Source organism: Xylanibacter rodentium (assembly GCF_013166575.1).
Classification (GTDB): domain Bacteria; phylum Bacteroidota; class Bacteroidia; order Bacteroidales; family Bacteroidaceae; genus Prevotella; species Prevotella rodentium.
The window spans coordinates 36,728-59,504 of sequence record NZ_JABKKE010000020.1; the positions used below are offsets into that span (position 1 = coordinate 36,728).

Annotated in this window: 18 protein-coding genes and 2 tRNA genes; 12 read left to right on the top strand and 8 right to left on the bottom strand. The window is 50.4% G+C overall.

Annotated features, from left to right (window positions below; translation table 11 throughout):
- Window positions 1-151 precede the first annotated feature (151 nt).
- Genes HPS55_RS11240 through HPS55_RS11255 form a run of 4 tightly spaced genes read right to left on the bottom strand, consistent with a single transcriptional unit; the run spans window position 152 to window position 4,671 of the window.
- Window positions 152-2,239, bottom strand: a complete 2,088-nt coding sequence (locus tag HPS55_RS11240) for a type IA DNA topoisomerase (RefSeq protein ID WP_172174903.1) — start codon at window positions 2,237-2,239, stop codon at window positions 152-154.
- Between the two features lie 60 nt (window positions 2,240-2,299).
- Complete coding sequence (locus HPS55_RS11245; protein WP_004291455.1) at window positions 2,300-3,871, bottom strand: DUF3945 domain-containing protein; 1,572 nt, start codon at window positions 3,869-3,871, stop codon at window positions 2,300-2,302.
- Between the two features lie 20 nt (window positions 3,872-3,891).
- A complete protein-coding gene (locus HPS55_RS11250) occupies window positions 3,892-4,242 on the bottom strand; it encodes a helix-turn-helix domain-containing protein (protein WP_004291454.1) in 351 nt (116 codons plus the stop codon).
- A gap of 3 nt (window positions 4,243-4,245) precedes the next feature.
- Window positions 4,246-4,671 carry a helix-turn-helix domain-containing protein gene (locus tag HPS55_RS11255; RefSeq protein WP_004291432.1) on the bottom strand — a complete coding sequence of 142 codons (426 nt, stop codon included), beginning with the start codon at window positions 4,669-4,671 and terminating at the stop codon, window positions 4,246-4,248.
- A 138-nt stretch (window positions 4,672-4,809) separates the two neighbouring features.
- Here HPS55_RS11255 and HPS55_RS11260 point away from each other — a divergent pair, with 138 nt between their 5' ends.
- Together HPS55_RS11260 and HPS55_RS11265 are read left to right on the top strand one after the other, a co-directional pair.
- Window positions 4,810-5,109 (top strand): helix-turn-helix domain-containing protein, encoded by a 300-nt coding sequence (locus HPS55_RS11260; protein ID WP_004291426.1) that lies wholly within the window; start codon window positions 4,810-4,812, stop codon window positions 5,107-5,109.
- A gap of 31 nt (window positions 5,110-5,140) precedes the next feature.
- Window positions 5,141-5,446, top strand: coding sequence for a helix-turn-helix domain-containing protein (locus HPS55_RS11265; RefSeq protein ID WP_004291424.1), 306 nt, complete (start codon window positions 5,141-5,143; stop codon window positions 5,444-5,446).
- Between the two features lie 77 nt (window positions 5,447-5,523).
- Here the strand turns inward: HPS55_RS11265 and HPS55_RS11270 are convergent, their stop codons facing one another.
- A complete protein-coding gene (locus HPS55_RS11270) occupies window positions 5,524-5,886 on the bottom strand; it encodes a hypothetical protein (protein ID WP_004291423.1) in 363 nt (120 codons plus the stop codon).
- An 11-nt stretch (window positions 5,887-5,897) separates the two neighbouring features.
- Window positions 5,898-7,133, bottom strand: a complete 1,236-nt coding sequence (locus HPS55_RS11275; RefSeq protein ID WP_004291422.1) for a site-specific integrase — start codon at window positions 7,131-7,133, stop codon at window positions 5,898-5,900.
- A gap of 371 nt (window positions 7,134-7,504) precedes the next feature.
- On the opposite strand from HPS55_RS11275, the gene HPS55_RS11280 reads away from it, so the two are divergent.
- From HPS55_RS11280 to HPS55_RS11305, 6 genes are all read left to right on the top strand, one after another.
- Window positions 7,505-9,187, top strand: a complete 1,683-nt coding sequence (locus HPS55_RS11280) for a S41 family peptidase (protein ID WP_172174900.1) — start codon at window positions 7,505-7,507, stop codon at window positions 9,185-9,187.
- A 34-nt stretch (window positions 9,188-9,221) separates the two neighbouring features.
- Window positions 9,222-10,787 carry an ATP-binding protein gene (locus tag HPS55_RS11285; RefSeq protein WP_172174897.1) on the top strand — a complete coding sequence of 522 codons (1,566 nt, stop codon included), beginning with the start codon at window positions 9,222-9,224 and terminating at the stop codon, window positions 10,785-10,787.
- A 232-nt stretch (window positions 10,788-11,019) separates the two neighbouring features.
- Window positions 11,020-11,487 carry a ribosome assembly cofactor RimP gene (rimP, locus tag HPS55_RS11290; RefSeq protein ID WP_172174894.1) on the top strand — a complete coding sequence of 156 codons (468 nt, stop codon included), beginning with the start codon at window positions 11,020-11,022 and terminating at the stop codon, window positions 11,485-11,487.
- A gap of 6 nt (window positions 11,488-11,493) precedes the next feature.
- Window positions 11,494-12,753, top strand: a complete 1,260-nt coding sequence (nusA, locus tag HPS55_RS11295; RefSeq protein WP_172174891.1) for a transcription termination factor NusA — start codon at window positions 11,494-11,496, stop codon at window positions 12,751-12,753.
- A 157-nt stretch (window positions 12,754-12,910) separates the two neighbouring features.
- Window positions 12,911-15,910, top strand: coding sequence for a translation initiation factor IF-2 (infB, locus tag HPS55_RS11300; protein ID WP_172174888.1), 3,000 nt, complete (start codon window positions 12,911-12,913; stop codon window positions 15,908-15,910).
- A 188-nt stretch (window positions 15,911-16,098) separates the two neighbouring features.
- Entirely contained in the window at window positions 16,099-17,274 is a 1,176-nt protein-coding gene (locus HPS55_RS11305) for a site-2 protease family protein (protein ID WP_172174885.1), read from the top strand.
- A 315-nt stretch (window positions 17,275-17,589) separates the two neighbouring features.
- Here the strand turns inward: HPS55_RS11305 and HPS55_RS11310 are convergent.
- A tRNA-Phe gene (locus tag HPS55_RS11310) sits at window positions 17,590-17,662 on the bottom strand.
- A 124-nt stretch (window positions 17,663-17,786) separates the two neighbouring features.
- Here HPS55_RS11310 and HPS55_RS11315 point away from each other — a divergent pair.
- Window positions 17,787-17,862: transfer RNA gene (locus tag HPS55_RS11315), tRNA-Pro, on the top strand.
- A gap of 159 nt (window positions 17,863-18,021) precedes the next feature.
- Here the strand turns inward: HPS55_RS11315 and HPS55_RS11320 are convergent.
- Window positions 18,022-19,272 carry a nucleotidyltransferase family protein gene (locus tag HPS55_RS11320; RefSeq protein WP_172174882.1) on the bottom strand — a complete coding sequence of 417 codons (1,251 nt, stop codon included), beginning with the start codon at window positions 19,270-19,272 and terminating at the stop codon, window positions 18,022-18,024.
- 493 nt (window positions 19,273-19,765) lie between these two features.
- On the opposite strand from HPS55_RS11320, the gene HPS55_RS11325 reads away from it, so the two are divergent.
- The 3 genes from HPS55_RS11325 (at window position 19,766) to HPS55_RS11335 (ending at window position 22,604) form a co-directional block, all read left to right on the top strand.
- The gene (locus HPS55_RS11325) at window positions 19,766-20,365 is read left to right on the top strand and encodes a DUF4251 domain-containing protein (RefSeq protein ID WP_172174879.1); all 600 of its coding nucleotides are present in this window, start codon (window positions 19,766-19,768) and stop codon (window positions 20,363-20,365) included.
- A 119-nt stretch (window positions 20,366-20,484) separates the two neighbouring features.
- Entirely contained in the window at window positions 20,485-22,065 is a 1,581-nt protein-coding gene (locus tag HPS55_RS11330) for a glycoside hydrolase family 28 protein (RefSeq protein ID WP_172174876.1), read from the top strand.
- Window positions 22,066-22,358: 293 nt separating this feature from the next.
- Complete coding sequence (locus HPS55_RS11335; protein WP_172174873.1) at window positions 22,359-22,604, top strand: prevent-host-death protein; 246 nt, start codon at window positions 22,359-22,361, stop codon at window positions 22,602-22,604.
- Window positions 22,605-22,777: the final 173 nt, after the last annotated feature.

A 22,777-nucleotide genomic window follows, 5' to 3' on the forward strand; every position in this document is an offset into this window, starting at 1 on the left:
TAGCGGATTGATAATTAACGGGATAATCGGTTGGAAAAAGGAAGAAAAAGGCACTCGGTATCCCTCCGAGTGCCACCACTAAATCCAAAGTATGAGTGTAATCCGGTATCGAAGAACAATTCATTACTCTGAACAAGTGGCAAAGTTAATACTATTTCTTCCGTCCTGAAAATTTCTTGTCCTTTTTAGCCTCCGGGAACACAAAAGTCGTGTTATATTCCCCGTCAAAGGCGACAACAGCATCGAAACTCTTGCCCTGTTTGCTCTTGAACCCTTTGAGCAGCTTGGTATGCCCTTCGGTGAGCAGGTCTTTGATTTCATCGTCGGACAGGGTGCGTCCCGCTTTCAGCCGGAACACGGGCAGTCCGCACTCCGTGTTGTCGCAGCGTACCACCTTGCCGTAGAACCGCATCCTGCCCGTGCCACACTTGGGACACGCGCAGCCGGAGTCACGGCTGCCGAAGAGCTTGTCGCACGAGATCAGTTCGGAGGTTATCTCACGTGTGTACGCCTCTATCTCCTTGCGGAAGGTGTCGTCGGACAGTTCCCCGCGCTCGATACGCGCCAGCTCCTTTTCCCATTCGCCCGTCATGGCAACATCGGCGATGCGCATCGTCTTGACGACGGAATTGAGGGCAAGTCCTTTTTCGGTGGGAACAAGCGACTTCTTGCAGCGTTCCATGTAACCGCGCTTGAAAAGCGTTTCGATGATGGAGGCGCGTGTGGCGGGAGTACCGATGCCACAGTCCTTCATCGCCTGCCGCAGTGCGTCGTCCTCAATTTCCTTGCCCGCCGTTTCCATTGCCGAGAGCAGGGTGGCTTCGGTATGCAGCGGCTTGGGTTTGGTCTTTCCTTCGGTAATGGACGTGCCTTTCGGTGTCAGCGTGTCGCCTTCCTGCCAGCCGGGGATGGTAATTTCCTCTTTTTCCTCGCCATAGACGGCACGCCATCCGGTTTGCTTCACGACGCTGCCTTTTACGGTAAACTCCACTCCGGCACATTCCGCCGTGACAGTGGTCACATCCTTGACGCATTTCTCAGAGAATGCCTCGACCATGCGCCCGGCAATCATCTGATAGATGGTATTGTCCTCTTTGGAGAGGAAGAGCGGTTTCTCACCCGTGACGAGCAGGGCATGGTGGTCTGTCACCTTGCCGTCGTCCACGCTGCGGCGTGTCGGGGCGGCTTTTGCCCGCACCTTGTCTTTCCATTCGGGCTGTGTGCCGATGAAAGCGAGCAGTTTGGGAATTTCGGCAAACACGTCTTCGGGGATGTAGCGGCTTCCCGTTCTCGGATAGGTTATCAACTTCTTTTCGTAGAGTTTCTGCGCGATTTCAAGCGTCTGTTCCGCCGTGAAGCCGTGCTTGGCGTTGGCTTCTTTCTGGAGCGTGGTCAGGTCGTAGAGCAAGGGAGTTTCCTCCGTCTTCTCCTTGCGCTCGGCTTTCGTGACAGTGGCGCAACCTGCCGCCTTTACCTTATTATATAGTTCCATCGCCGGTTCTTTCTCTTTCCATTTCTCGGAGGATGAGAATTTCACGACTTCGCCGTCGCAACCGTCCGTTGCGATATGGAGCTGCCAGAATGCTTCGGACGTAAAGCGGCGGTTCTCCCAGTAGCGTTCACATACCATAGCCAACGTTGGTGTCTGCACCCGCCCCACGGAATACGTGCCGTGTCCGGCGGCGATGGATAACGCCTGTGTGCCGTTGATGCCCACGAGCCAGTCGGATTCGCTCCGCGCTTTGGCGGCGAGGTAGAGGTTGTCGTATTTGCTGCCGTCTTCGAGTTTCCGCAGTCCCTCGCGGATAGCTTTGTCGGTGAGAGAGCTGATCCACAGGCGCACGAAAGGAGTGGTGCAACCCGTATAGTGGTAGAGGTAGCGGAAGATAAGCTCTCCCTCGCGTCCGGCATCGGTCGCCACGATGATATGTTCGCTTGTGTCGAACAGTCTTTTGATGACTTTTATCTGCGACACCACGCCGCTGTCGGGCTTGTAACCTTTCTCCGTCCTGACCTGACGGGGGACGAGCGTGAATGTGTCGGGAATAATCGGGAGGTTGTCACGGACAAATCCGCGCACGCCGTAGCCGTCGGGCATGGCAAGCTGAACGAGGTGTCCGAATGCCCATGTCACGGCATAACCGCCTCCCTCGAAATATCCTTCCTCTCTCTTTGTCGCGCCCACGATGCGGGCGATTTCACGTGCCACGGAGGGCTTTTCTGCAATGATTGTCTTCATGTCTTCTTCTTTTTTGTTGATACTTTGGATTTTATTTTGGATTCAGTGGCGGACACGGGATTACATTTTCATGCCCTTGCCCGTTTTCTTCTGCGGCTTCTCCTGCTGCTGTTGCTGGCGGGCGTCCTTCGGGTTGGTCTGACCTTTCTGCAACGGCTCTCTCAGATTCTTTGTAGCCTCGTTGGTCTTGCCATCGTTGTTCACCGCCACCTGCGTGCGGCTCTCGTTGGACGGAGCAACCTGCTGTGCATTGTCAGGGTTCGTGTCGTAGCGGTACGGGCGTCCCTTCTCCGGGTTGAACTTGATATACATCGTGGCATGGAAGCCCTGCTTGTCGGTCACGTTCTCCAGCTTCACGGCTTTACCCGCCACATAGTCGGCTTTCTGCTGGTCGGTGAAGCTCACGCCGCTCCATTTGCTGATGGGGCGGATGCTGCCGTCCTCGTTCGTCCACGTGTTGCGGCGTTGCTCCTTCTTGGTCTGTGCGGCATTTTCCCCGCCCTGCGCCTGACTTTTCGATGTGTCGCCTTTGGTTTCCTGTGTCTGTGCGGTACGGGGCGACTTGCCGGTTCCCGGCACGAACTCCACGCCGCGCTGCTCCACGTTCACTTGCAGGGTGGTGACGAACTTTCTGCCGTCGTTGCGCTCGATGAGCTTGTCGCGTACGGGCAGTCCGGCGCGGAGCATGTCCCGCTCCTGCGTGGTGATTTCCGTCTTGCCGATGCGCTCCGGGATGCGCACCCTGCTTGCCGGAATGTCCGTGATTTCATTCGTCTTGCGGTCGATGCTGATGTAGGAGGGGATGATCTCGCCCGTTTCCCTGTCCACAATGTCCACGACCCTACCGAGATTGCCCGTTTCGCGGAGGTTCTTCCGGTCATTGTCGGAGAATTTGTGTTCCTTGTACTCATCCAGCTTCTGCTCCTTGCGGATGAAGTGCGGCACGAGGCTGATGTTTCCCTCACCGTCCTTCTTGAAGGAGAGGCGGGCGTCCAGCTCGAATGATTCGCCGCCGAAGGTCGGTTTGACCTTTACCAAGTCGGACTTGCCATAGTTGAGCATCTTCGTAAGGTCGCCGGACTTTTCAAGGTTGTCCCGCTTTACGCCCCATCTGTCCTCCAGCTCCTGCCAGTTGATTTTACTCTCGTCGATGGGCTGGTAGCCACGTTTGCCCTGCATCTGTTCGGATTTGTCCTGTTGCTGTTCTTTCCGTTGTTCCATGTTCTCCTGTTTTTGAGGTTCTTGTTTCTCTGTCTGTTGTGCTGCCATCTCTTCCTGCACCTTCTTCTCATAGTCGGAGGTGTCCACCTTGTGAGGGGCGAGCAGCTCCTTGTTCGCTTCGGGGTCTTTCAGCAGTTGCTTCATCACCTCTAAGAGATTTTCAGCTTGGTCTGCCGCAATGCGGTAGAAACCGAAGCGGCTGGGTTCCTTGCACTGCCGGAAGAAGTTCTTGAAGAAGTTGTCCAGCACGTCGCCATGTCGGTCGAATTGCAGGAAACTCTGCGCGTTCTCCGCTTTTGCGGGGGTGCGCTTGGGTGTGCCGTCCGCGTTCAGCCCGGCTACCACGCTGATCTCGCCTGTCTTCTCGTCACGGACTACCAGCACGTCCTTTTCGTCTTTTTTCTTTGCCATCTGAAAAATGTTTTAATGGGTTATTTATGAAAGAAATTATGGATACGAGCCTTGTAGAAGGCTATATCTTCCTTTTTGAAGTCCTTGATATGGTTGGAAAGGAATGTCAGCACGTCCTCCTCGCTGTAATAGGTCTTCTTGCCCAGCGTCTTGTAGGGCAATGCGCCTACGCTGCGGTAGCGTTGGAGGGTGCGTTTGCTTATCTGGAGCAACATGCACAAATCCTGATTGTCGAAAAGGCGGATGCTTTCCGTGATAGTGGGCTGTTTCCCCTCAGCCTTCATCGCCAGCAGCAGTTCGTCCTGACGGTCGAGCCGTTCCATCAGCTTCTGCATCCAGCCCTCGAAGTTGTTTCGTGTGAGCAGTTCCATGACCTATGTCCTCCTTCCTTTTGGTTTGCCGCCCGTGCGCAGCGTGTGGTTGTGGAACAGGGTGTCTATTGTCCCTTCCTCGTTCCTTACTGTGTTGTCCTCCAATAGCCGCAGTATCTCGGAAAGGCGGTAGCGGCAGCTTCCGCGTACCACCACATACTCGATACGGTGGTCGGTGCGCATACGCTGCATGGTGCGCTTGCTCACGTTGAGCATCTTCGCCGCCTGTGCCGTGTCAAGCAGCTTGTCTTCGGTTTCCCGCTTCCGTTTCTTCTCGTCCCTTGCCTCGCGGATGTACCCTGCGATGTTCGCAATCTGCGCCATCATCTCCTTGTAGGCGGAACTTTCCATTGTTATCACTTTCATGTTCAGTCCTTTCTTTTTGTTTCTGCGACAAAATTCGGCAATAAACAAAAGGGGCTTTAACAACTCACTACGTGACTCACGTAAGATTTTTGCGGAAGATGGCTCCGTAACCCGGTCAAACGGCGCAACAGGCAGCCTTTCAGCGGAAAACGATACGTCTTGTATGCCGTTTCGTTACCTTTGCGGCAAACTCTAAATGACATGAATATGGAAATAGTATCTATCGAGAAAAAGACTTTCGAGATGATGGTGGCGGCATTCGGCGCACTCTCGGAGAAGGTCGCCGCCCTGAGGCGCAAAAGCGACACGGGGCGCATGGAAAGATGGCTCACGGGCGAGGAGGTCTGCGGGCAGTTGAGAATAAGCCCGCGCACGTTGCAGACGCTGCGTGACAGGCGGCTTATCGGCTACTCGCAGATAAACCGCAGGTTCTATTACAAGCCAGAGGAGGTGAAGCGGCTGATACCGCTTGTCGGCACGCTCTATCCGCACGGCAGATGATTTGATTTATTCACCCACTGAATCCGAAGTTATGATGAACGAGAACAACGATGTTTTTACGATGGAAGACGAGCCGATAGCCTCTGTGGTGCAGGATATGCGCAAAGGCTCGAAATGGCTGTCCGCATTTCTGGAAAGCTACCGTCCTCCGCTGGACGGGGAACGTTACCTGACGGACGGCGAGGTGTCGGAACTGCTCCGTGTGAGCCGGCGCACCTTGCAGGAATACCGCAACAACCGCGTGTTGCCCTTCATACTTTTGGGAGGGAAGGTGCTTTACCCGGAAACGGGGCTGCGCGGGGTACTGGAAGCGAACTACCGCAAGCCGCTGGAGTGAGGCGGTTTCATGAAAAAGTAAACGGGTGACACCTTTTGTGGTGCTACCCGTTTACTTGTCTTATGGGGTATGTGCAATCAGCAATACCCGGCTTTTCCGTTCTGTATGAACATCACGTATGTCTGCCGTTTCTCTTGTGAGAGTGCCTTTCCCACCAGCCATGTGCGGAACAGGTGGGTGTTGTAGGTATTCACCCTGAAAGCGACCGGGATGATGATTTCAAGGGCGTACACGTCCGCGTGCAGCCCGTTTTCAAGCTGCATGTAGCGGCACACCTCGTAGTCGTTCAGCACGTCCGACTTGCGGACGGCTCTGATGGCGGCGTTCACTGCCGGGACGGTCGTATGGAACAATCCGGCTATTTCGGTGGCGGTCATCCACACGTCGTTACCGGTTACGCTGACTGCCTTGTCCTCGATGATGATTGTGTCACGTTTCATGGCTTTTCTTTTTAGATGGTGCAACCTGCAAATTCCTCGACGCCGTTCAATCTTGCGGCAAGGTTCTCCATGTCCTGATTGAGCTTCTCTTTGGTTATCTTTGCGTAAATCTGCGTCGTCTTTATGCTCTTGTGTCCGAGCATGGAGCTGACCGTTTCGATGGGAACACCGTTGGAGAGGAATATCGTCGTGGCTGCCGTGTGGCGGCTCTGATGCCACGTGATATGCTTGGTGATGCCGCAACGCTTGGCGACGGCACGGATACCGGCAAGGCACGTGTTATAATGCGGAACGGGAAATATCCTGCCGTCCCCGCACAGTCCCCGGTATTTGCCGATTATGCGGTTGGCGATGTCGAGCAGGCGGATGTTGGACACCACGCCCGTTTTCTGGCGGTTGATGTTTATCCACTCGTGTTCGTCGAAGTAGGTGCGGATATTCTCTTCCGTAAGGTTGCGCATATCCGCGAACGACAGCCCCGTGAAGGCGCAGAACAGGTAGAGGTCGCGGTACAATTCCTGTTTGGCGTTTTTCAGTTTCCCCTCCATCAGCAGGCGGATCTCATCTTTGGTCAGGAAACTGCGTGTTGTTTCCTCCTTCTTGATTTCATACTCGCGGAACGGGTCGCGCGTCAGCCACTCGTTGTTGATGGCGATGAATACCATCGTCCGTAACGGGCAGACGTACAGCCACACGGTATTGGTGCAGCAGTGCTTGTCCGTGCGCAGGAACATCTCGAAGTCGGAGATGAAAGCCGGGGTAAGCTCTTTTAGGGCGATGTCCTTCACATGGTAGCGGATGTCGAGGAACTCTTGCATGTGCTTGTAAACGGTGCGGTACTTCAGCAGCGTGCCTTTGGCTTTCATGCCTGCCTCCACCTGCTTCTCGTAGTCCTCGTTGTGCTGGCGGAACACCTGCATCAGCGTGTGGTAGCGGTGTTCCAGTCCGAGAAAGGCGTTCTTCACCTTCTCCGCCGTGACGAAGTTGTCACGCTCCATGATTTCCTGATAATGCCTGTTGATGCGTACCCGCATCTTGTCAAGCATACGGTTCGTTTCGAGTGCCGCCGTGCTTCTGCCCGTGACACGTCCACCTTTGGTGTCCCACAGTTTCGGATCGACAGTCAGTTTGCAGCTGAACTGTGTCTGGCTGCCGTCCACCGTGATGCGTCCCATGACGGGAACTGTCCCGTCCTTTTTCACTACCTGACGCTTGAGGTAGTAGATTACTGAAAATGTACTCTTCATTGTCCTTAATTTTTGGGTTTCAAAATTAGTTGGTGAAGAGTCCGGTGTTGGTACGCAAAACGGGGAGGAACGGCGCAATCTTTTTCCGTAACCTGATTTTTCGCATGAGTTATGGATAACTCACTATTCCTTAGAGCCTTGTTTCGCTATTCGTACCCGTTTGTCGCATTTTCGGGCATGGTTACGAACAAGTAACGTAGCGGCGTCAGGATTTGGCTTCGGCAGGGATTGTAATGGCTTCACGGATTATCGCCACTTCAACCAAAACCCTTGTAACTCAATTCTATCACTATATCTTTCCGCATTTCACTTTTTTGTAGTAACTTTGCACTCATAACCGACAACAGTTTCACACAACAAACAGTTTTTATATGAGAAAACGAATAATGACAATAGCGCTCGCCTGCATGACCATGCTGACGGTGGGAGCTCAGGAGAGCGGAAAGAAATCCAAGGACCACAACTTCGAAGTGGCAAAGAATCTGGATATATTCAACAATATATATAAGAATCTCGACCTTATGTACGTCGATACTCTCAATGCCGCCGAAGTGATAGGCACCGGCATCAATGCCATGCTACGCAGCCTCGACCCCTACACCGAATACTATCCCGAGGAAAACACCAAAGACCTCAAGATGATGCTTACAGGAAAATATGCCGGTATGGGGGCGCTCATACGATACAACCAGAAACTGAAGCGCGTGATAGTGGACGAGCCGTATGAGGGCATGCCCGCCGCCGAAGCCGGACTGCGTAAGGGCGACATCATCCTTAGCATAGACGACTCTGTAATGACCGACAAGAACGTAAGCCACGTAAGCAGCTGTCTGCGCGGAGATGCCGGCACTAGTTTCATACTGAAAATCAAGCGCCCGTCGACAGACAAGACCATGGACATCAAGATAACGCGCAAAAGCATCAAACTGCCCGAGATACCTTACTACGGCATGAGACCGGGCCGCATCGGATACATCAATCTCAACGGTTTTCCCGAAGGATGTGCCCGCGAGATGCGCCGCGCATTCATAGACTTGAAGAAACAGGGAGCCAAGGGACTTGTGCTCGATCTGCGCGGCAATGGCGGCGGCTCGCTTCAGGAGGCTGTCGACATAATAAACATGTGGGTGCCGCGCGGACTGACGCTCGTAGAGACACGAGGCAAACTACGCCAGTCTGACCATAAATACAAGACACGTCTGGAACCGGTAGACACGGTAATGCCAATCGTGGTGCTGGTAAACGGAGAGACAGCCAGTGCAAGCGAAATCACGGCCGGCTCGTTGCAGGACCTCGACCGCGGCGTAGTGATGGGCACACGCACCTACGGCAAAGGACTGGTACAGTCACCCATGATAGAACTGCCCTACAACGCCAACCTGAAAATGACCACCGCCAAATACTACATACCGAGCGGACGCTGCATACAGGCCATCAACTATAAACACTCGGACGGAGGCTACCGCGAACGCATTGCCGACAGCCTGACACACGTGTTCCATACACGCGCCGGACGTGAGGTGCGCGACGGCGGAGGCATCAAACCTGACATGGAGATTGCAGCAGACACGCTGCCAAACATTGCCATATACCTTGACCGGATAGACTCCACCGAGGTGATGTTGGACTACGTGATCGACTATATAGCCGCCCACCCCACCATCGCACCGGCCTCAGAATTCCATCTCACCGACGCTGAGTTCGACGACTTCAAACAACGCGTGCAAAAGAGCGGTTTCACCTACGACCCCATGAGCGGAAAAAAACTGGAAGAACTTGTCAAACTGGCACGCTTCGAAGGATACTATGACGACGCGAGCGCCGAGTTTGAAGCGCTCAAGACAAAGCTCAAACACGATGTGGCGCGCGACCTGGAGCGCAACAAGGACATAATCCGCCAGATGCTCGAGCAGGACATCATCTCTGCATACTACTATCAGGCCGGAGCAGTAGAAGCGGCCCTCAATGACGACAAGCAACTGAAAGAGGCCGAACGGCTGCTCAACGACCCCAAGGAATACGCCAAAGTGCTGACACCCGCAAAGAGCAAATAACCCCAAGGCATTCACGACATAACATACAACGACTATGGAGCAGCAACTGAAACGATGCCCGGTAGGCATACAGACATTTTCTGAGATAATCAACAGGAATCTGTTGTATATAGACAAGACTGAGTATATATACAATCTAGCACACTCGGAAGCCAAATATTACTTTCTGAGCCGCCCGCGCCGTTTCGGCAAGTCGCTGCTTATGTCCACCTTCCGCAGCTATTTCGAGGGGTGCCGCGAACTGTTCAAAGGCCTCGCCATCGAGCAGTTGGAGACGGAGTGGAACGAATATCCCGTGCTGCACTTCGACATGAGCCGTGCAAAGCATGTAGACAAGGAGACATTAGAGGCCATGCTGCGCTTCCAGCTCGGCCGATACGAAGAAAAGTATGGCATCTTCAACGAGGCCGTAACGCCTAACGACCGGTTGACTTCACTGATTGAGCGTGCCTACGAACAGACCGGACGTCAGGTTGTAGTGCTTATCGACGAGTACGACGCACCACTGCTCGACGTGATGCACGAAGACGGCGATCTGCCGGTTCTGCGTAACGTGATGCGCAACTTCTACTCGCCGCTAAAGGCTTGCGACCCATATCTGAGATTCGTCTTCCTCACCGGCATCACAAAATTCTCGCAGCTCAGCATATTCAGCGAGTTGAACAATATCAAGAATATAAGTATGGACGAGCCGTTTGCCGCCATCTGCGGCATAACGGAAGACGAGATACGCACTCAGATGAGCGGACATATAGACAATGTCGGCCAAAAGCTCGGCATCACTCACGACGAGGTTATGGCAAAACTGAAAGAACGTTACGACGGCTATCATTTCACATGGCCGTCGCCCGACATCTACAATCCTTTCAGTCTGATGAACGCCATGGCCGACATGAAATTCAAAGATTACTGGTTCGGCAGCGGAACGCCCACATACCTAATAGAGATGCTGCGCAAGTTCAATGTGGCACCGTCGCGCATTGGTAATTCCAAGGCGCTTGCATCAAGTTTCGACGCTCCCACCGAGCACATGACGAGCATAACTCCGTTACTTTACCAAAGTGGATACATAACCATAAAAGACTATGATGAGGATTCCGACCTGTACACGCTCGATATTCCCAACCGTGAGATACGCGTGGGGCTGATGCAGAGCTTGCTGCCGAATTACCTCAACGAGAATACAGAAATCGGACTCACCACAATGGCCGAGATGTCTGCGGCCATACGCCGCGACAACATGAACGAGGCTTTGCGCATGCTACAGGAGTTCCTGCTCACCGTGCCTTACTGCGACAACACCGACTACGAGGGCCACTACCAGCAGATGCTATATATCATATTCAGTCTGTTGGGCCATTATGTCGACGTGGAGGTGCGCACACCGCGCGGCCGCGTAGACATGGTACTGCGCACAGCCACCACCTTATATATAATAGAACTCAAGCTCAACCGGTCGTCCACAGCCGCCATGCATCAAATTGACCTGAAGGACTATCCGTCGCGCTTCGCACTATGCGGATTACCGATTGTAAAGGTAGCCATCAATTTCGATAGTGAGAAACGGACGATTGGAGACTTTTCCATAATTGACAGTTGACATTACCGGGTAGGTTACTGACATCAGTTTCACATGGAGGTCTTACGTCCATTTTATTGTAACAGAATGGACAATATGGAGCAATAAAGTAATGAATACGGATATTTTTATGCATATTTTTTGAATAACATTTGCCCATTAACAATATTTTTCGTATCTTTGCAGCGTTCAGTGGAATGAGGGGCTTTTCGAAAGCTCCTCATTTTCATTTTAATAATCCCTAACAACACGTATGATAGACAGTAACGTAGTTAAGACCATCGTTGAGGAATGGCTTCAGAAAGGCGAATATTTCCTTGTCGATGTCTGCATCACTCCCGACAACCGCATCATCGTCGAGATTGACCATGCCGACGGAGTGTGGATAGAAGACTGTGCGGAACTGAGCCGGCTGATACAGGAACGTATCGGCGACGAGATCGGCGAATATGAGCTCGAAGTCGGTTCGGCCGGAATAGGCCAGCCGTTCAAGGTGGCCAAGCAGTACGAGAACCACATCGGCAAAGAAATTGAAGTACTAACGGACGAAGGCAGAAAAATGCAAGGCATACTCCGCTCGGTAGAAGGCAGCAGCTTTGTGGTGACGGTAAAGGAGAAACAAAAGGTGGAAGGCAAAAAACGCCCCGTGATAGCCGACGTTGACTACACTTTAGATATGAACAATGTAAAATATACAAAACACCTATTAAGTTTCAAGTAAAGAGCTATGGCAACAAAGAAAGATGAGAAGGGACCAAGCATGATTGAGACCTTCCAGGAGTTCAAAGAGACGAAAAACATCGACCGCACCACGCTGGTGAGCGTTCTGGAGGAGAGTTTCCGTAACGTGATTTCCAAGTTGTTCGGAAGCGATGAGAACTTTGACGTGATAGTGAACCCCGACAAGGGCGACTTTGAGATACACCGCAACCGCATGGTAGTGGCCGACGGTGAAGTTCAGGATGAAAACAAACAGATTTCCCTGACCGACGCACAAAAGATCGAACCCGACTATGAGGTAGGCGAAGAAGTAAGCGAGGAAGTCAATTTCAGCAAGTTCGGTCGTCGCGCCATCCTTAACCTGCGCCAGACATTGGCATCAAAAATCCTTGAGCTGGAACACGATTCACTGTACAACAAGTACAAAGACAAAGTTGGAAACATCGTCAGCGGCGAAGTATATCAGATGTGGAAACGCGAAGTACTACTCATCGATGACGAAGGCAACGAACTACATCTGCCCAAGAGCGAACAGATACCGTCAGATTCATACCACAAGGGCGAAACGGTCAGGGCCATCGTGTTGCGCGTAGACAACGAAAACAACAACCCGCGCATCATCCTGAGCCGTACCAGCCCCCAATTCCTGGAACGCCTGCTTGAGGCCGAGGTACCTGAAATCAACGACGGACTCATCACCATCCGTCGCGTGGCACGTATGCCGGGAGAGAGAGCTAAAGTGGCAGTAGAGAGCTATGACGAGCGCATAGACCCGGTAGGTGCCTGTGTGGGTGTGAAAGGAAGCCGAGTGCATGGTATTGTACGCGAACTATGCAACGAGAACATCGATGTCATCAATTATTCAAGCAACACCCAGCTCTTCATACAGCGCGCCCTCAGTCCGGCCGTGGTTTCGAGCATTACGCTCGATACGGAGAACCGTAAAGCCGAAGTATATCTGCAACCCGACCAGGTATCGCTTGCCATCGGCCGTAGCGGAATGAACATCAAACTGGCATCCATGCTCACCGAGTTTACTATCGACGTATTCCGCGTGGTTAGCGACACCGAAGCCGATGAGGACATCTATCTGGACGAGTTCTCCGATGAAATCGACCAATGGATCATAGACGCCATCAAAGCAATGGGGCTCGATACGGCCAAGGCCGTGCTCAATGCTCCGCGCGAAATGCTCATAGAGAAAGCCGATCTCGAAGAGGAGACGGTCGACTATGTACTCGGAGTGCTCAGAGCCGAGTTTGAATAAAGGTAAAAAGGTAAAAAAGTAAAGAAGGTAAGAAAACAACGCTATCAGACTAACACGGTAAAATAAGTATAAAGCTAAAAGGCAGACGCGAAAAACTCACACAGACAATCGCCGCCGTCTTACCTTTTTTACTTTTTTACCTTTAAAATAATAAAGTATGGCCATCAGATTAAATAAAGTATTAACAGAATTGAATATAGGACTTCAGACGGCAGTCGAATTCCTGAAAAACGAGAAAAATCTTGGCGAAATAAAAGACGACGCCAACATGAACACCAAAATCACCGACGAGCAGTATCGTGCGCTCGTACAAAAATTCAAAGGTGACAAGGACGTGAAGAGCGAGGCTGAAAAAATATTCGCCAAAAAGACCAAAGACAAGAGAGCCGACAAGAAGGTCACCAAGGCAGAGGAGTTGCTCGAGCAGCGTCCGCTGTTCAAGCCATTGGGAAAGATTGATCTTGACAATATGGGAAAGAAGACCTCAAAATCATCCAATACGGAAACTACAGAACCTAAGAAACAGTCTGCCGACATCAAGGTAGAAGAAAAAAAAGCCGAAACCACAGATCTGCAAAAGGCAAAGACAGCAGAGGCATCTGCAACAAACTCCACCGTGCAAACACAAGAAAAATCACGAAAGGAGGATAAACCTGTAGCAGAACAGCCTCAGCCTAAAGCTGCAGAAGCGAGAAAGCCTGAGGCCAAGCAACAGAACGAGAAAAAATCCCAACCCAAATCCACAGAGGCAAAACAACAGCAAACAGCAGAACAGCCCAAAACGTCTGTTGAAACAAAAGCAGAATCCACAAAACCCAAACCTGCAGAAGAGAGCGGTACAGAGAAACAACAGGCAAGCAGCGAGCCGAAGATATTCACCCTTAAGAGTGAGGCAAAGATGGCTCCCAAAGTGAACGTGTTGGGAAAAATAGACCTTGACGCACTCAACCAAAGCACTCGTCCGAAGAAGAAATCGAAAGAGGAGCGCCGCAAAGAACGAGAGGAGAAAGCCGCACAGCAACGCGGCGGAGCTGAGCGCAAAAAGCGTGTACGCATAGGAAAGGAACGTGTGGACATCGAGGCTGCCGCAAAGCAGACAAGCGGACAGGCCACACAGAACAAGAAGAACAAAAACGGCAAGCCGGGAACAGGAAATGCAGGCCCGCAGGGCAACAACAATCATGCCGGAGACCGCCAGAACAACCGCAAAAACCGCAAGAACCGCAACCAGCCGGCCAAGCCACTGGAAGTGAACGAAGAAGACGTGGCACGCCAGGTTAAGGAAACGCTTGCAAGACTCACAAACAAGGCTACCCAAAACAAGAAAGGCGCCAAATATCGTCGCGAGAAGCGTGAAGCCGTCCAGGAACGCCTGAACGAAGAGATGCGCGAAGAGCAGGCAGAAAGCAAGACTCTGAAACTTACGGAATTTGTAACCGTGAGCGAACTTGCAACAATGATGAACGTACCTGTAAACAAAGTCATAGGCACGTGCATGAACCTCGGCATAATGGTATCGATCAATCAGCGTCTCGATGCGGAAACCGTAAATATAGTAGCCGATGAATTCGGTTTCAAGACAGAATATGTAAGTGCCGAAGTCAGCGAGGCTATCAACGAGGAGGCCGACGACGAAAGCGACCTGCTGCCACGCGCCCCCATCGTGACCGTGATGGGACACGTCGACCATGGCAAGACATCACTGCTCGACCACATACGCAATACAAATGTCATTGCCGGAGAGGCAGGTGGAATCACCCAGCACATCGGTGCATACAATGTGACACTGCAGGACGGACGCCAGATAACGTTCCTCGACACTCCAGGCCACGAGGCATTCACGGCCATGCGTGCCCGTGGTGCACAGGTTACCGACATCGCAATCATCATCATCGCGGCCGACGACAGTGTCATGCCGACCACACGTGAGGCCATAGCCCACGCACAGGCTGCCAACGTACCGATGGTATTTGCCATCAACAAGATAGACAAGCCCGGTGCAAACCCCGACAAGATACGTGAGGACCTGTCACAGATGAATCTGCTCGTAGAAGAATGGGGCGGCAAGTATCAGTGTCAGGAAATCTCTGCCAAGAAAGGTATCGGTGTGGACGAACTGTTGGAAAAAGTGCTTCTTGAAGCGGAAATGCTTGAACTGAAAGCCAATCCGAACCGCCGCGCTTCGGGCTCCATCATCGAGTCTTCGCTCGACAAGGGCCGCGGATACGTGTCGACCGTGCTCGTGAGCAACGGTACGCTCAAACAGGGTGACTACGTTGTGGCAGGAACAAGCTACGGCCGTATCAAAGCCATGTTCAACGAACGTAACCAGCGCATAGATAAGGCTGCTCCGGCTGAACCCGCGATAATACTCGGTCTGAACGGAGCACCTACGGCAGGTGACTCATTCCATGTAATGGAGACTGAGCAGGAAGCCAAGGAGATAGCAGGCAAACGCGAGCGTCTGCAACGCGAGCAAGGTCTGCGCACACAGACACGCCTCACACTGGCCGACATCAGCCACCGCATAGCCCTCGGCTCATTCAAGGAGCTCAACCTCATCGTCAAGGGAGACACCGACGGTTCTGTCGAGGCTCTGAGCGACTCGTTCATCAAGCTCTCCACAGAGAAGATAAAGGTGAACGTGATACACAAGGCCGTGGGACAGATTTCAGAGAACGACGTGCAACTGGCATATGCTTCAGACGCTCTAATCGTGGGCTTCCAGGTGCGTCCGTCGGCATCGGCACGCAAACTGGCCGACAACGAAGGCGTGGAAATCAATACTTACTCCATCATCTACGACGCCATCGAAGACATCAAGTCTGCCATGGAGGGCATGCTTGAAAAGATAAAGAAAGAGGTTGTCACCGGTCAGGTTGAGGTCAGACAGGTATTCAAGATATCCAAAGTGGGAACTGTTGCCGGTGCGATTGTCACCGAAGGCAAGGTACACCGCAGCGACCGTGCCCGCGTGGTGCGCGACGGAATAGTTGTACACACAGCCGACATCAGCGCACTAAAACGTTACAAGGACGATGTGAAAGAGGTGCCCACAGGATTCGAGTGTGGTATCAGCCTTGTCAACTTCAACGATATTCTGGAGGGTGACATCATCGAGACATTCACTGAGATCGAAGTACAGCAGAAACTGTAATCCGACAGAAGAATGTTATCCTTATGGAATCTCTTGCAGAGACTGTATAGAAAGGGTATGCGGTAAACTTGACTTACCGCATACCCTTTTGTCTTACTGTCATCACCAGACACAATATACCACACCCCACCGACACATCTCCCACTTTCCGATACGTGCATTTTGCGTATAGCCCCAAACACAAACATATGTCAATACTGAAAAAAGCAATCAAAATCCTCTCAAGCCTTTTGCTCGGCGGCATTATCGGCATGACTATATCCACTGCAGCCATAGTTCTATTCACCGATACCACCATTCAGGAATTCATCGGAAAACTCACAAGAATCGACATCACCGATGCCATTGTATCTGCATCGGTCGGGGTGCTCTGTTTTATTGTCTCCATCCCGATTCTAATTCTGCTGCACGAGGCCGGCCACCTTGTCTGCGGACTGCTTACAGGCTACAGATTTGTATCATTCCGGATATTCAATATCACGTTCATTAAGCACAACAACAGAATACGCATAAAGCGTTTCAGCGTAGCCGGAACCGGCGGCCAATGTCTGCTAACACCTCCCGACATGTCCGAAACCAAGATGCCCACGATGTTATACAATGCCGGAGGCATCATAGCCAACTTGTTGGCACTCTTTGCCGTCTTGCCCGCACTGTGGCTGCCGTCACACCCATTCGTCAAAGAGTTTGCAGTGATATTCATCATTACAGACATATTCATCATTCTCACAAATACCATTCCGATGAAAATCAACGGAATAGGCAACGACGGTCACAATATCCTCGCACTGCACAACAACACTAAAGGTAAGCGGGCATTGGCCCTGCAACTGCGGCTGAACGCCTTGCTACAAGAAGGTGTACGCCCCAAAGACATGCCAAAGGAGCTGTTTGGCGAAGACAACGATACAGACTATTCCAATCCGATGGAAGTGGCCATCCCTATCGCCAATGCCTCGCGGCTGGTCGACGAGATGAAATGGCACGAGGCCCTGTCGGCTTTCGAAGAGCTATACTCACACAAAAGCGAGATTATCAAACTATATGCCGACGAAATCGCATGCGAACTCGTCTTCCTGTCACTGATTACCGGAAACACCGAAAAGGCTATACAACTATACAGTGACGAACTGAAGAAATACATCAGCGCCTATCGCAAGGTGATGTCGTCAAAAGAACGGATACTATGCGCCATAGCACTCTTCATGGACCATGACGAGCCGAAAGCCCGCGACATATACGACAACCTCGTGAAACGCAAGGAGGCCTATCTGCTGCAGGGTGAAGTAAAGAGCGACCTGGCCATAATGGAAAATATGCTGGGCATCAGAACATCCGGTAATGAAGAGACAGAAACCACGTAGCAAATCCATCCCGACGCTTTGAAACCATGTTATGGAAATCGTAAATCTATAACAGCATGATCTTTTTACCTATATGGCAATGGTGCCAATCCCTTTCCAGTGGCCCTATTGGCGTCGGAAAGCAGCAAAATGTTATTTTGCATGATCCATAAACAAAGCCCAGCCATAAATGAACAGAAAGACAGAACATTATGGATATGACAGTCCAATCGGATATCCATCATTTTATAAAATGGGCAACTGCAAAAAGAGTCAAAACTCTAAACGAAAAAATCGCGAATAATCTATTCTTAGATTATTCACGATTTTTTAATGTGGTGCCACCAGGAATCGAACCGGGGACACAAGGATTTTCAGTCCTTTGCTCTACCAACTGAGCTATGGCACCAACTGCACTTTTGCTATTTGCGAGTGCAAAGGTAGGTGTTTTTTATGGAATCTGCAAATTTTTCTCTAAAAATTTGCATTAGTTTCAAAAAAAAGCCGTAACTTTGCACTCGCTTTTAGGAAATCGGGATGTAGCGCAGTTGGTAGCGCACTACGTTCGGGACGTAGGGGTCGGGCGTTCGAGTCGCCTCATCCCGACCAAAAGAAAAAGAGGATTGATTTTTCAATCCTCTTTTTTGTAACTGCAAAATGAGATTCAGAGGCATTGGATTTTGGGATGCCCTATCTTTTTTTTGGGGGGCTGCGAATACTTGACTTTACTGTTTGCATCCATTATACAACCAATAGAAACAGAGCGGATCAATGAATCATCCTCCACCCCAAGTGCCATACCCTGAAAAACGGTTCACATAGAGCATGTTCGGGATAGCCGCGCACCAATCCTGCAATACGCTTCAGTTTCCATATACCATGTTTTATTGTGCCGCCATTTTTCAATGCCATACAACGCATATCGTATTGTCCGAAGTTGCCACCTCGCATTATTTCATCCAGTAACCTCCGCCCCTCCTTCTCGTTCGGCTCACATATATAATAGCGAGAAGACATTGCAAAAACTTCATGCAGCACCCACATCACAGCAGCCGCAAATTTTGCCACGCCAAAAGATTTCAGCGTATGCATCACTTCTTCCTTTGACATGCAGTTCTTGCCTATTCCCTCAGCCAACAGTTCATTAAACTGAGTATTATTACTATCCATGCAGTCATTATGCCATGCCATCAACACAAAGTAATAGTCCATCAGTTGGCGCAATCCCAATCCTGTCTCAAAATAATGCGAAAACAGATGGCACATATGATACACCACATTAACCGATGCTGTAGGAACGGAAAAGCCCATACATGTCCTATTCTTCACGCATTCATCCATGTTGAATGCAAACCAACGCTGCAAACGGATATTTCTTAACGGAGAATACATAAACGCAGGCCTATAGTGCACCTCTATATGCGTCCCGTCAACAGATGGGGCCTCTATGTGATGGTAACAAATCTTCACCCTCTTACCTGCAGCCGACTGACGGTACTGGTTTCTGACATATCGAATCACGTCTCTACAACCATAGCATGATACAGATTTTGCATCGTTTTCTACCACCATACCTTTAATGGAATTTTCAGAACACATGCCAGCCTCCGTCCCTGCATCTCTCATAAAACGAGAACTCACCCACAAGTCTATATCACCGGGATTACGTCTATATCTTATATTCTCAGAATAATTCAGCAGATTGCCTTGTCCTTTAAGTACACAACACCCGAAACCATCGTTTTCAATCTGTGCAGTCAGTTCACGACATTGCATATTCAACTTTTGGTTCAGTGTTTCTATCCTAACGGCATACCCATACCATTTCATCCATAAATCCAATGGACAAGACTCCCCCAAACCATACAATTTCTCTACACCGGAAAAGCAGACTCCCAACAACGCCTGCCGTTTGCAGAAGATGAACATCCGTTGCCAATCGTTGTCGGATAAAGACCGTGACAACATCTTCCTCTCCCCTATAGCTATTTGCAACAGTTCAAAATAAATATTCGCCATATCTAACATTAATGCTGGCCATAAATATACATACTCAAAAGAAGCTACGGAAAGGCGAATCCATCCATATGTGAGTTCGACAAAACAGCATTATGGAATTCCGATAATCACGAACTTCTCGGTTACTTTGCGGTAAACAAAAAGTCTATATAGAACTCAATGGTTACCAAATACAAAGTTACGATTTTTCTTGTGTTACTGGCAACTTCTGCAAAGTTTTTGATATCCATATTCAAAATAAGCATTTATCAACCATAAAAAGCGTTTTCAAGAACACAAAAAATAAGAATTTATACTAATTACTCAATCCTGACACATATATTGAGGAATGTAATAACTATATTTGCAGAAGAGAATGCCGTTTTTATCAAACATGGTGGATAAGAATACCATTTAACAACTTTGGCATTCCGGAAAAATGCAAAATAAAACAGAATTAAAAACGTAGACGACATACGGAAAGGAGACAAACAATAACTGAAAGGAGGTAAACATGAACGAGACAAGAAAAATAGAAAAAAGAAAAATGATGGGGCCTATCACTATATTGATGGCCATGACAGCCGTAATGATGATAGTTGCGGCCATAATAATGGCGTCGTGCACCACCGTAGACAGTACTGTAGGATATACGACAGGGCAAAATAACGAAACTGCGGAAAAGACGGCAGAGGATGTATCAGTGACAACATCAGGCAAATCCGTATGGATGGCTGACACCACAGCCGTCCGCAACTATACAATCAACGTGCAAACAGCCTACACCGCACGAGGACGTATGATTTCACTCACAGGCATATATGAGCTGAAAGTGGACGGCAACAACGTCGTGTCGTATCTGCCATACTTCGGACGTGCCTACCGCACAACATTCGGTATAGGCAGTCCGCTCGATTTCCAAAGTCAGACAATGAACTACAGACAGGAACGCACCAAAAAGAACATCACACGCATCGACTTCGATACAAGAAATGAAGATGACCGTATACACTATCACATCGAGGTAACCGACGACGGCCATGCCACTATCGACGTGACAAGCATGTACCGCGAACGAATCAGATTTGACGGCGACATGGAAATCAACTTATAGCAGGATATAATAACGACACAACATCAGGCCAGTTGCCAATATGTATATAAAATAAGGGAAAGCACCAGGCTGAAACGTATTCTAATCATAGCAAACAATTTAAAAACACGGATTAGAAAATGAACATCAGAGACATCTGCATTGCCGCCCTTATGACAACGGCAATCGCTACAGCTAACGGGAATGCCATGGCAGGCAACATTAAAACATACCGGTCTGGACCGGTGAACATAACGGTTGAAGAACCGGAAATACCGGCACTCAGCGTGTCGATAACAGACTTCGGAGCCAAAGGCGACGGACTTACACTATGTACCGACGCCTTTGCTAAAGCAATAGCCAGCCTCTCTGAACGAGGCGGAGGCACACTCAGAGTCCCCCACGGTGTGTGGCTCACAGGTCCAATCGTCATGAAAAGTCACATACGCCTGCAATTAGACGATATGGCCGTGATAAAATTTGACCCGCGCCTCAGTCTGTACAAATCGCTTGGCGAACTCTTCGGCTCCAATGAAGAGACAGGAAACGGTGGAAGCGAGCACCGCCAGTCACCACTATGCGCATACGGCGCCACCGACATCGAGATATGCGGACATGGCATCATAGATGGTGCGGGCGAGCATTGGCGTCCATTCAAGCGCAACAACGCCACCACACACGAATGGCGCGACAGGACATCCCGCGAAGGAGTGATGAACGCCAAAGAGGACCGCTGGTATCCTATGACGCCCGACGAGCAGGAATACGCCCGTCAACGCGTAGGCGAAGAAACCGGCCAATGGAAAGAATACAAGGACATGGTACGTCCGGAGCTGCTGCACTTCATACGCTGCAGCCGCATAAGATTGGATGGGGTAACGTTCCAGAATTCACCGATGTGGAATCTGCGGCCGGAATTATGCGACAATATCACCATAAAAGGATGTACCGTACGCAACGACCATAACGCAGCCAACGGTGACGGTATTGACCTCGAATCATGCCGCAACGTCTACCTGTCACGCTGCGTGTTCGATGTGGGTGACGACGGCATTTGTCTGAAGTCGGGACGAGACGAGGCCGGACGCCGCCGCGGAGTTCCAACACGCGATGTCATCATCGACAGCTGCGTGGTGTATCATGCCCACGGCGGATTTGTAGTAGGCAGCGAGATGTCTGGCGGCGTACGCCGCGTGAGCGTGAGCGACTGTCTGTTTATGGGAACCGACAACGGACTGCGATTCAAGAGCAACCGCGACCGCGGAGGCATAGTTGACAGTATCTTTGCCCGCAACATCTACATGGAACGTATCAAGAACGAAGGAATACTCTTCGACATGTATTACTTCAAGCCATCCGAGGGCCGCGCATTCCTCAAGGACATGCACAACTACAAGGTAAGTGATGTGCCCACCGTGGACGAGACGACGCCCACGTTCTGCAACATATTCATCGAGAATATAACGTGTGCCGGAGCCGACCGCGCCATCTACATGGACGGACTGCCTGAGCGGCCAATCGACGGCATAACCATCAGCGGGTTCCACGCCACTGCCACAAACCCGTCGCTCATATCAGAGGGAACAAACATCACCCTCAGCGGCATCACCATCACCGACAAGGCCACCGGCGGCTCGCTCTATCTGCACAACACAAAGGGTGTGGACGTGAGCAACGACGGCGGACGGACGAAGATAGAACGCTTCGGGAGCAGGAAATAGACTTCTACGTATACGCACATACAGTCTATGAAGACGACACAGCCGCTACGGTTCATTTTTAAGACGTTATAGGATTTTCATCACTGTAACGTCTCAAAAATGATACGTTACTAAGAGTATGTAGATTATAAAAAAACGCCTATTCAGTATGCTATAATGCCCAAATTGAAAAATCCTCTAAGCAAAATCACCACCAACACGATTTTTTGTCTTCAAAAAGCCATATAACAACAGCCACATAACAAAAAAATCGCTATATTTGCAATCGGAATATAATATATGGAGGGAACGACATGACACTTATGCAAATCAACGCCGAAATATACCGCAGTCTCGGCGCGATAGCCGAAGACGAGGGTCTGATGAAGCGGGCCGCCAAATACCTGAAAAAGCTGGCCACTCAAAAGGAAGACGACACTCTGATGACCAAAGAGGAATTCTTTGCAAGGATAGACGAGTCGCTGCAACAGGCAAAGGAGGGGAAAGTGAAGACATTCACCGATATTGAAGAAATGAATGCTTGGCTTGACAGCTTATGAAAACCATGTATGAAATAAGCTATACCGACAAGGCCGAGAGCGATTTGAAGAAGCTGAAACGCAGTGAGCCTTCCGCATTAAACAAGGCTGTACGTAATTTTTTGATATTTACGTACAGCCTTTTCTGACTGCAATGCCTATGTCCGCACAACAGTCATTCACAAAAAACAGGT

Excerpts from the sequence above, each read along its gene's own strand:
- HPS55_RS11305 (WP_172174885.1), top strand. The coding sequence starts at position 16,099 with ATGTCAATACTGAAAAAAGCAATCAAAATCCTCTCAAGCCTTTTGCTC.
- HPS55_RS11320 (WP_172174882.1), bottom strand. The coding sequence starts at position 19,272 with ATGGCGAATATTTATTTTGAACTGTTGCAAATAGCTATAGGGGAGAGG.
- HPS55_RS11260 (WP_004291426.1), top strand. The coding sequence starts at position 4,810 with ATGAATATGGAAATAGTATCTATCGAGAAAAAGACTTTCGAGATGATG.
- nusA (WP_172174891.1), top strand. The coding sequence starts at position 11,494 with ATGGCAACAAAGAAAGATGAGAAGGGACCAAGCATGATTGAGACCTTC.
- HPS55_RS11330 (WP_172174876.1), top strand. The coding sequence starts at position 20,485 with ATGAACATCAGAGACATCTGCATTGCCGCCCTTATGACAACGGCAATC.
- HPS55_RS11285 (WP_172174897.1), top strand. The coding sequence starts at position 9,222 with ATGGAGCAGCAACTGAAACGATGCCCGGTAGGCATACAGACATTTTCT.
- HPS55_RS11250 (WP_004291454.1), bottom strand. The coding sequence starts at position 4,242 with ATGGAACTGCTCACACGAAACAACTTCGAGGGCTGGATGCAGAAGCTG.
- HPS55_RS11325 (WP_172174879.1), top strand. The coding sequence starts at position 19,766 with ATGAACGAGACAAGAAAAATAGAAAAAAGAAAAATGATGGGGCCTATC.
- HPS55_RS11265 (WP_004291424.1), top strand. The coding sequence starts at position 5,141 with ATGATGAACGAGAACAACGATGTTTTTACGATGGAAGACGAGCCGATA.
- HPS55_RS11245 (WP_004291455.1), bottom strand. The coding sequence starts at position 3,871 with ATGGCAAAGAAAAAAGACGAAAAGGACGTGCTGGTAGTCCGTGACGAG.
- HPS55_RS11240 (WP_172174903.1), bottom strand. The coding sequence starts at position 2,239 with ATGAAGACAATCATTGCAGAAAAGCCCTCCGTGGCACGTGAAATCGCC.
- infB (WP_172174888.1), top strand. The coding sequence starts at position 12,911 with ATGGCCATCAGATTAAATAAAGTATTAACAGAATTGAATATAGGACTT.
- HPS55_RS11335 (WP_172174873.1), top strand. The coding sequence starts at position 22,359 with ATGACACTTATGCAAATCAACGCCGAAATATACCGCAGTCTCGGCGCG.
- HPS55_RS11280 (WP_172174900.1), top strand. The coding sequence starts at position 7,505 with ATGAGAAAACGAATAATGACAATAGCGCTCGCCTGCATGACCATGCTG.
- HPS55_RS11275 (WP_004291422.1), bottom strand. The coding sequence starts at position 7,133 with ATGAAGAGTACATTTTCAGTAATCTACTACCTCAAGCGTCAGGTAGTG.
- rimP (WP_172174894.1), top strand. The coding sequence starts at position 11,020 with ATGATAGACAGTAACGTAGTTAAGACCATCGTTGAGGAATGGCTTCAG.
- HPS55_RS11270 (WP_004291423.1), bottom strand. The coding sequence starts at position 5,886 with ATGAAACGTGACACAATCATCATCGAGGACAAGGCAGTCAGCGTAACC.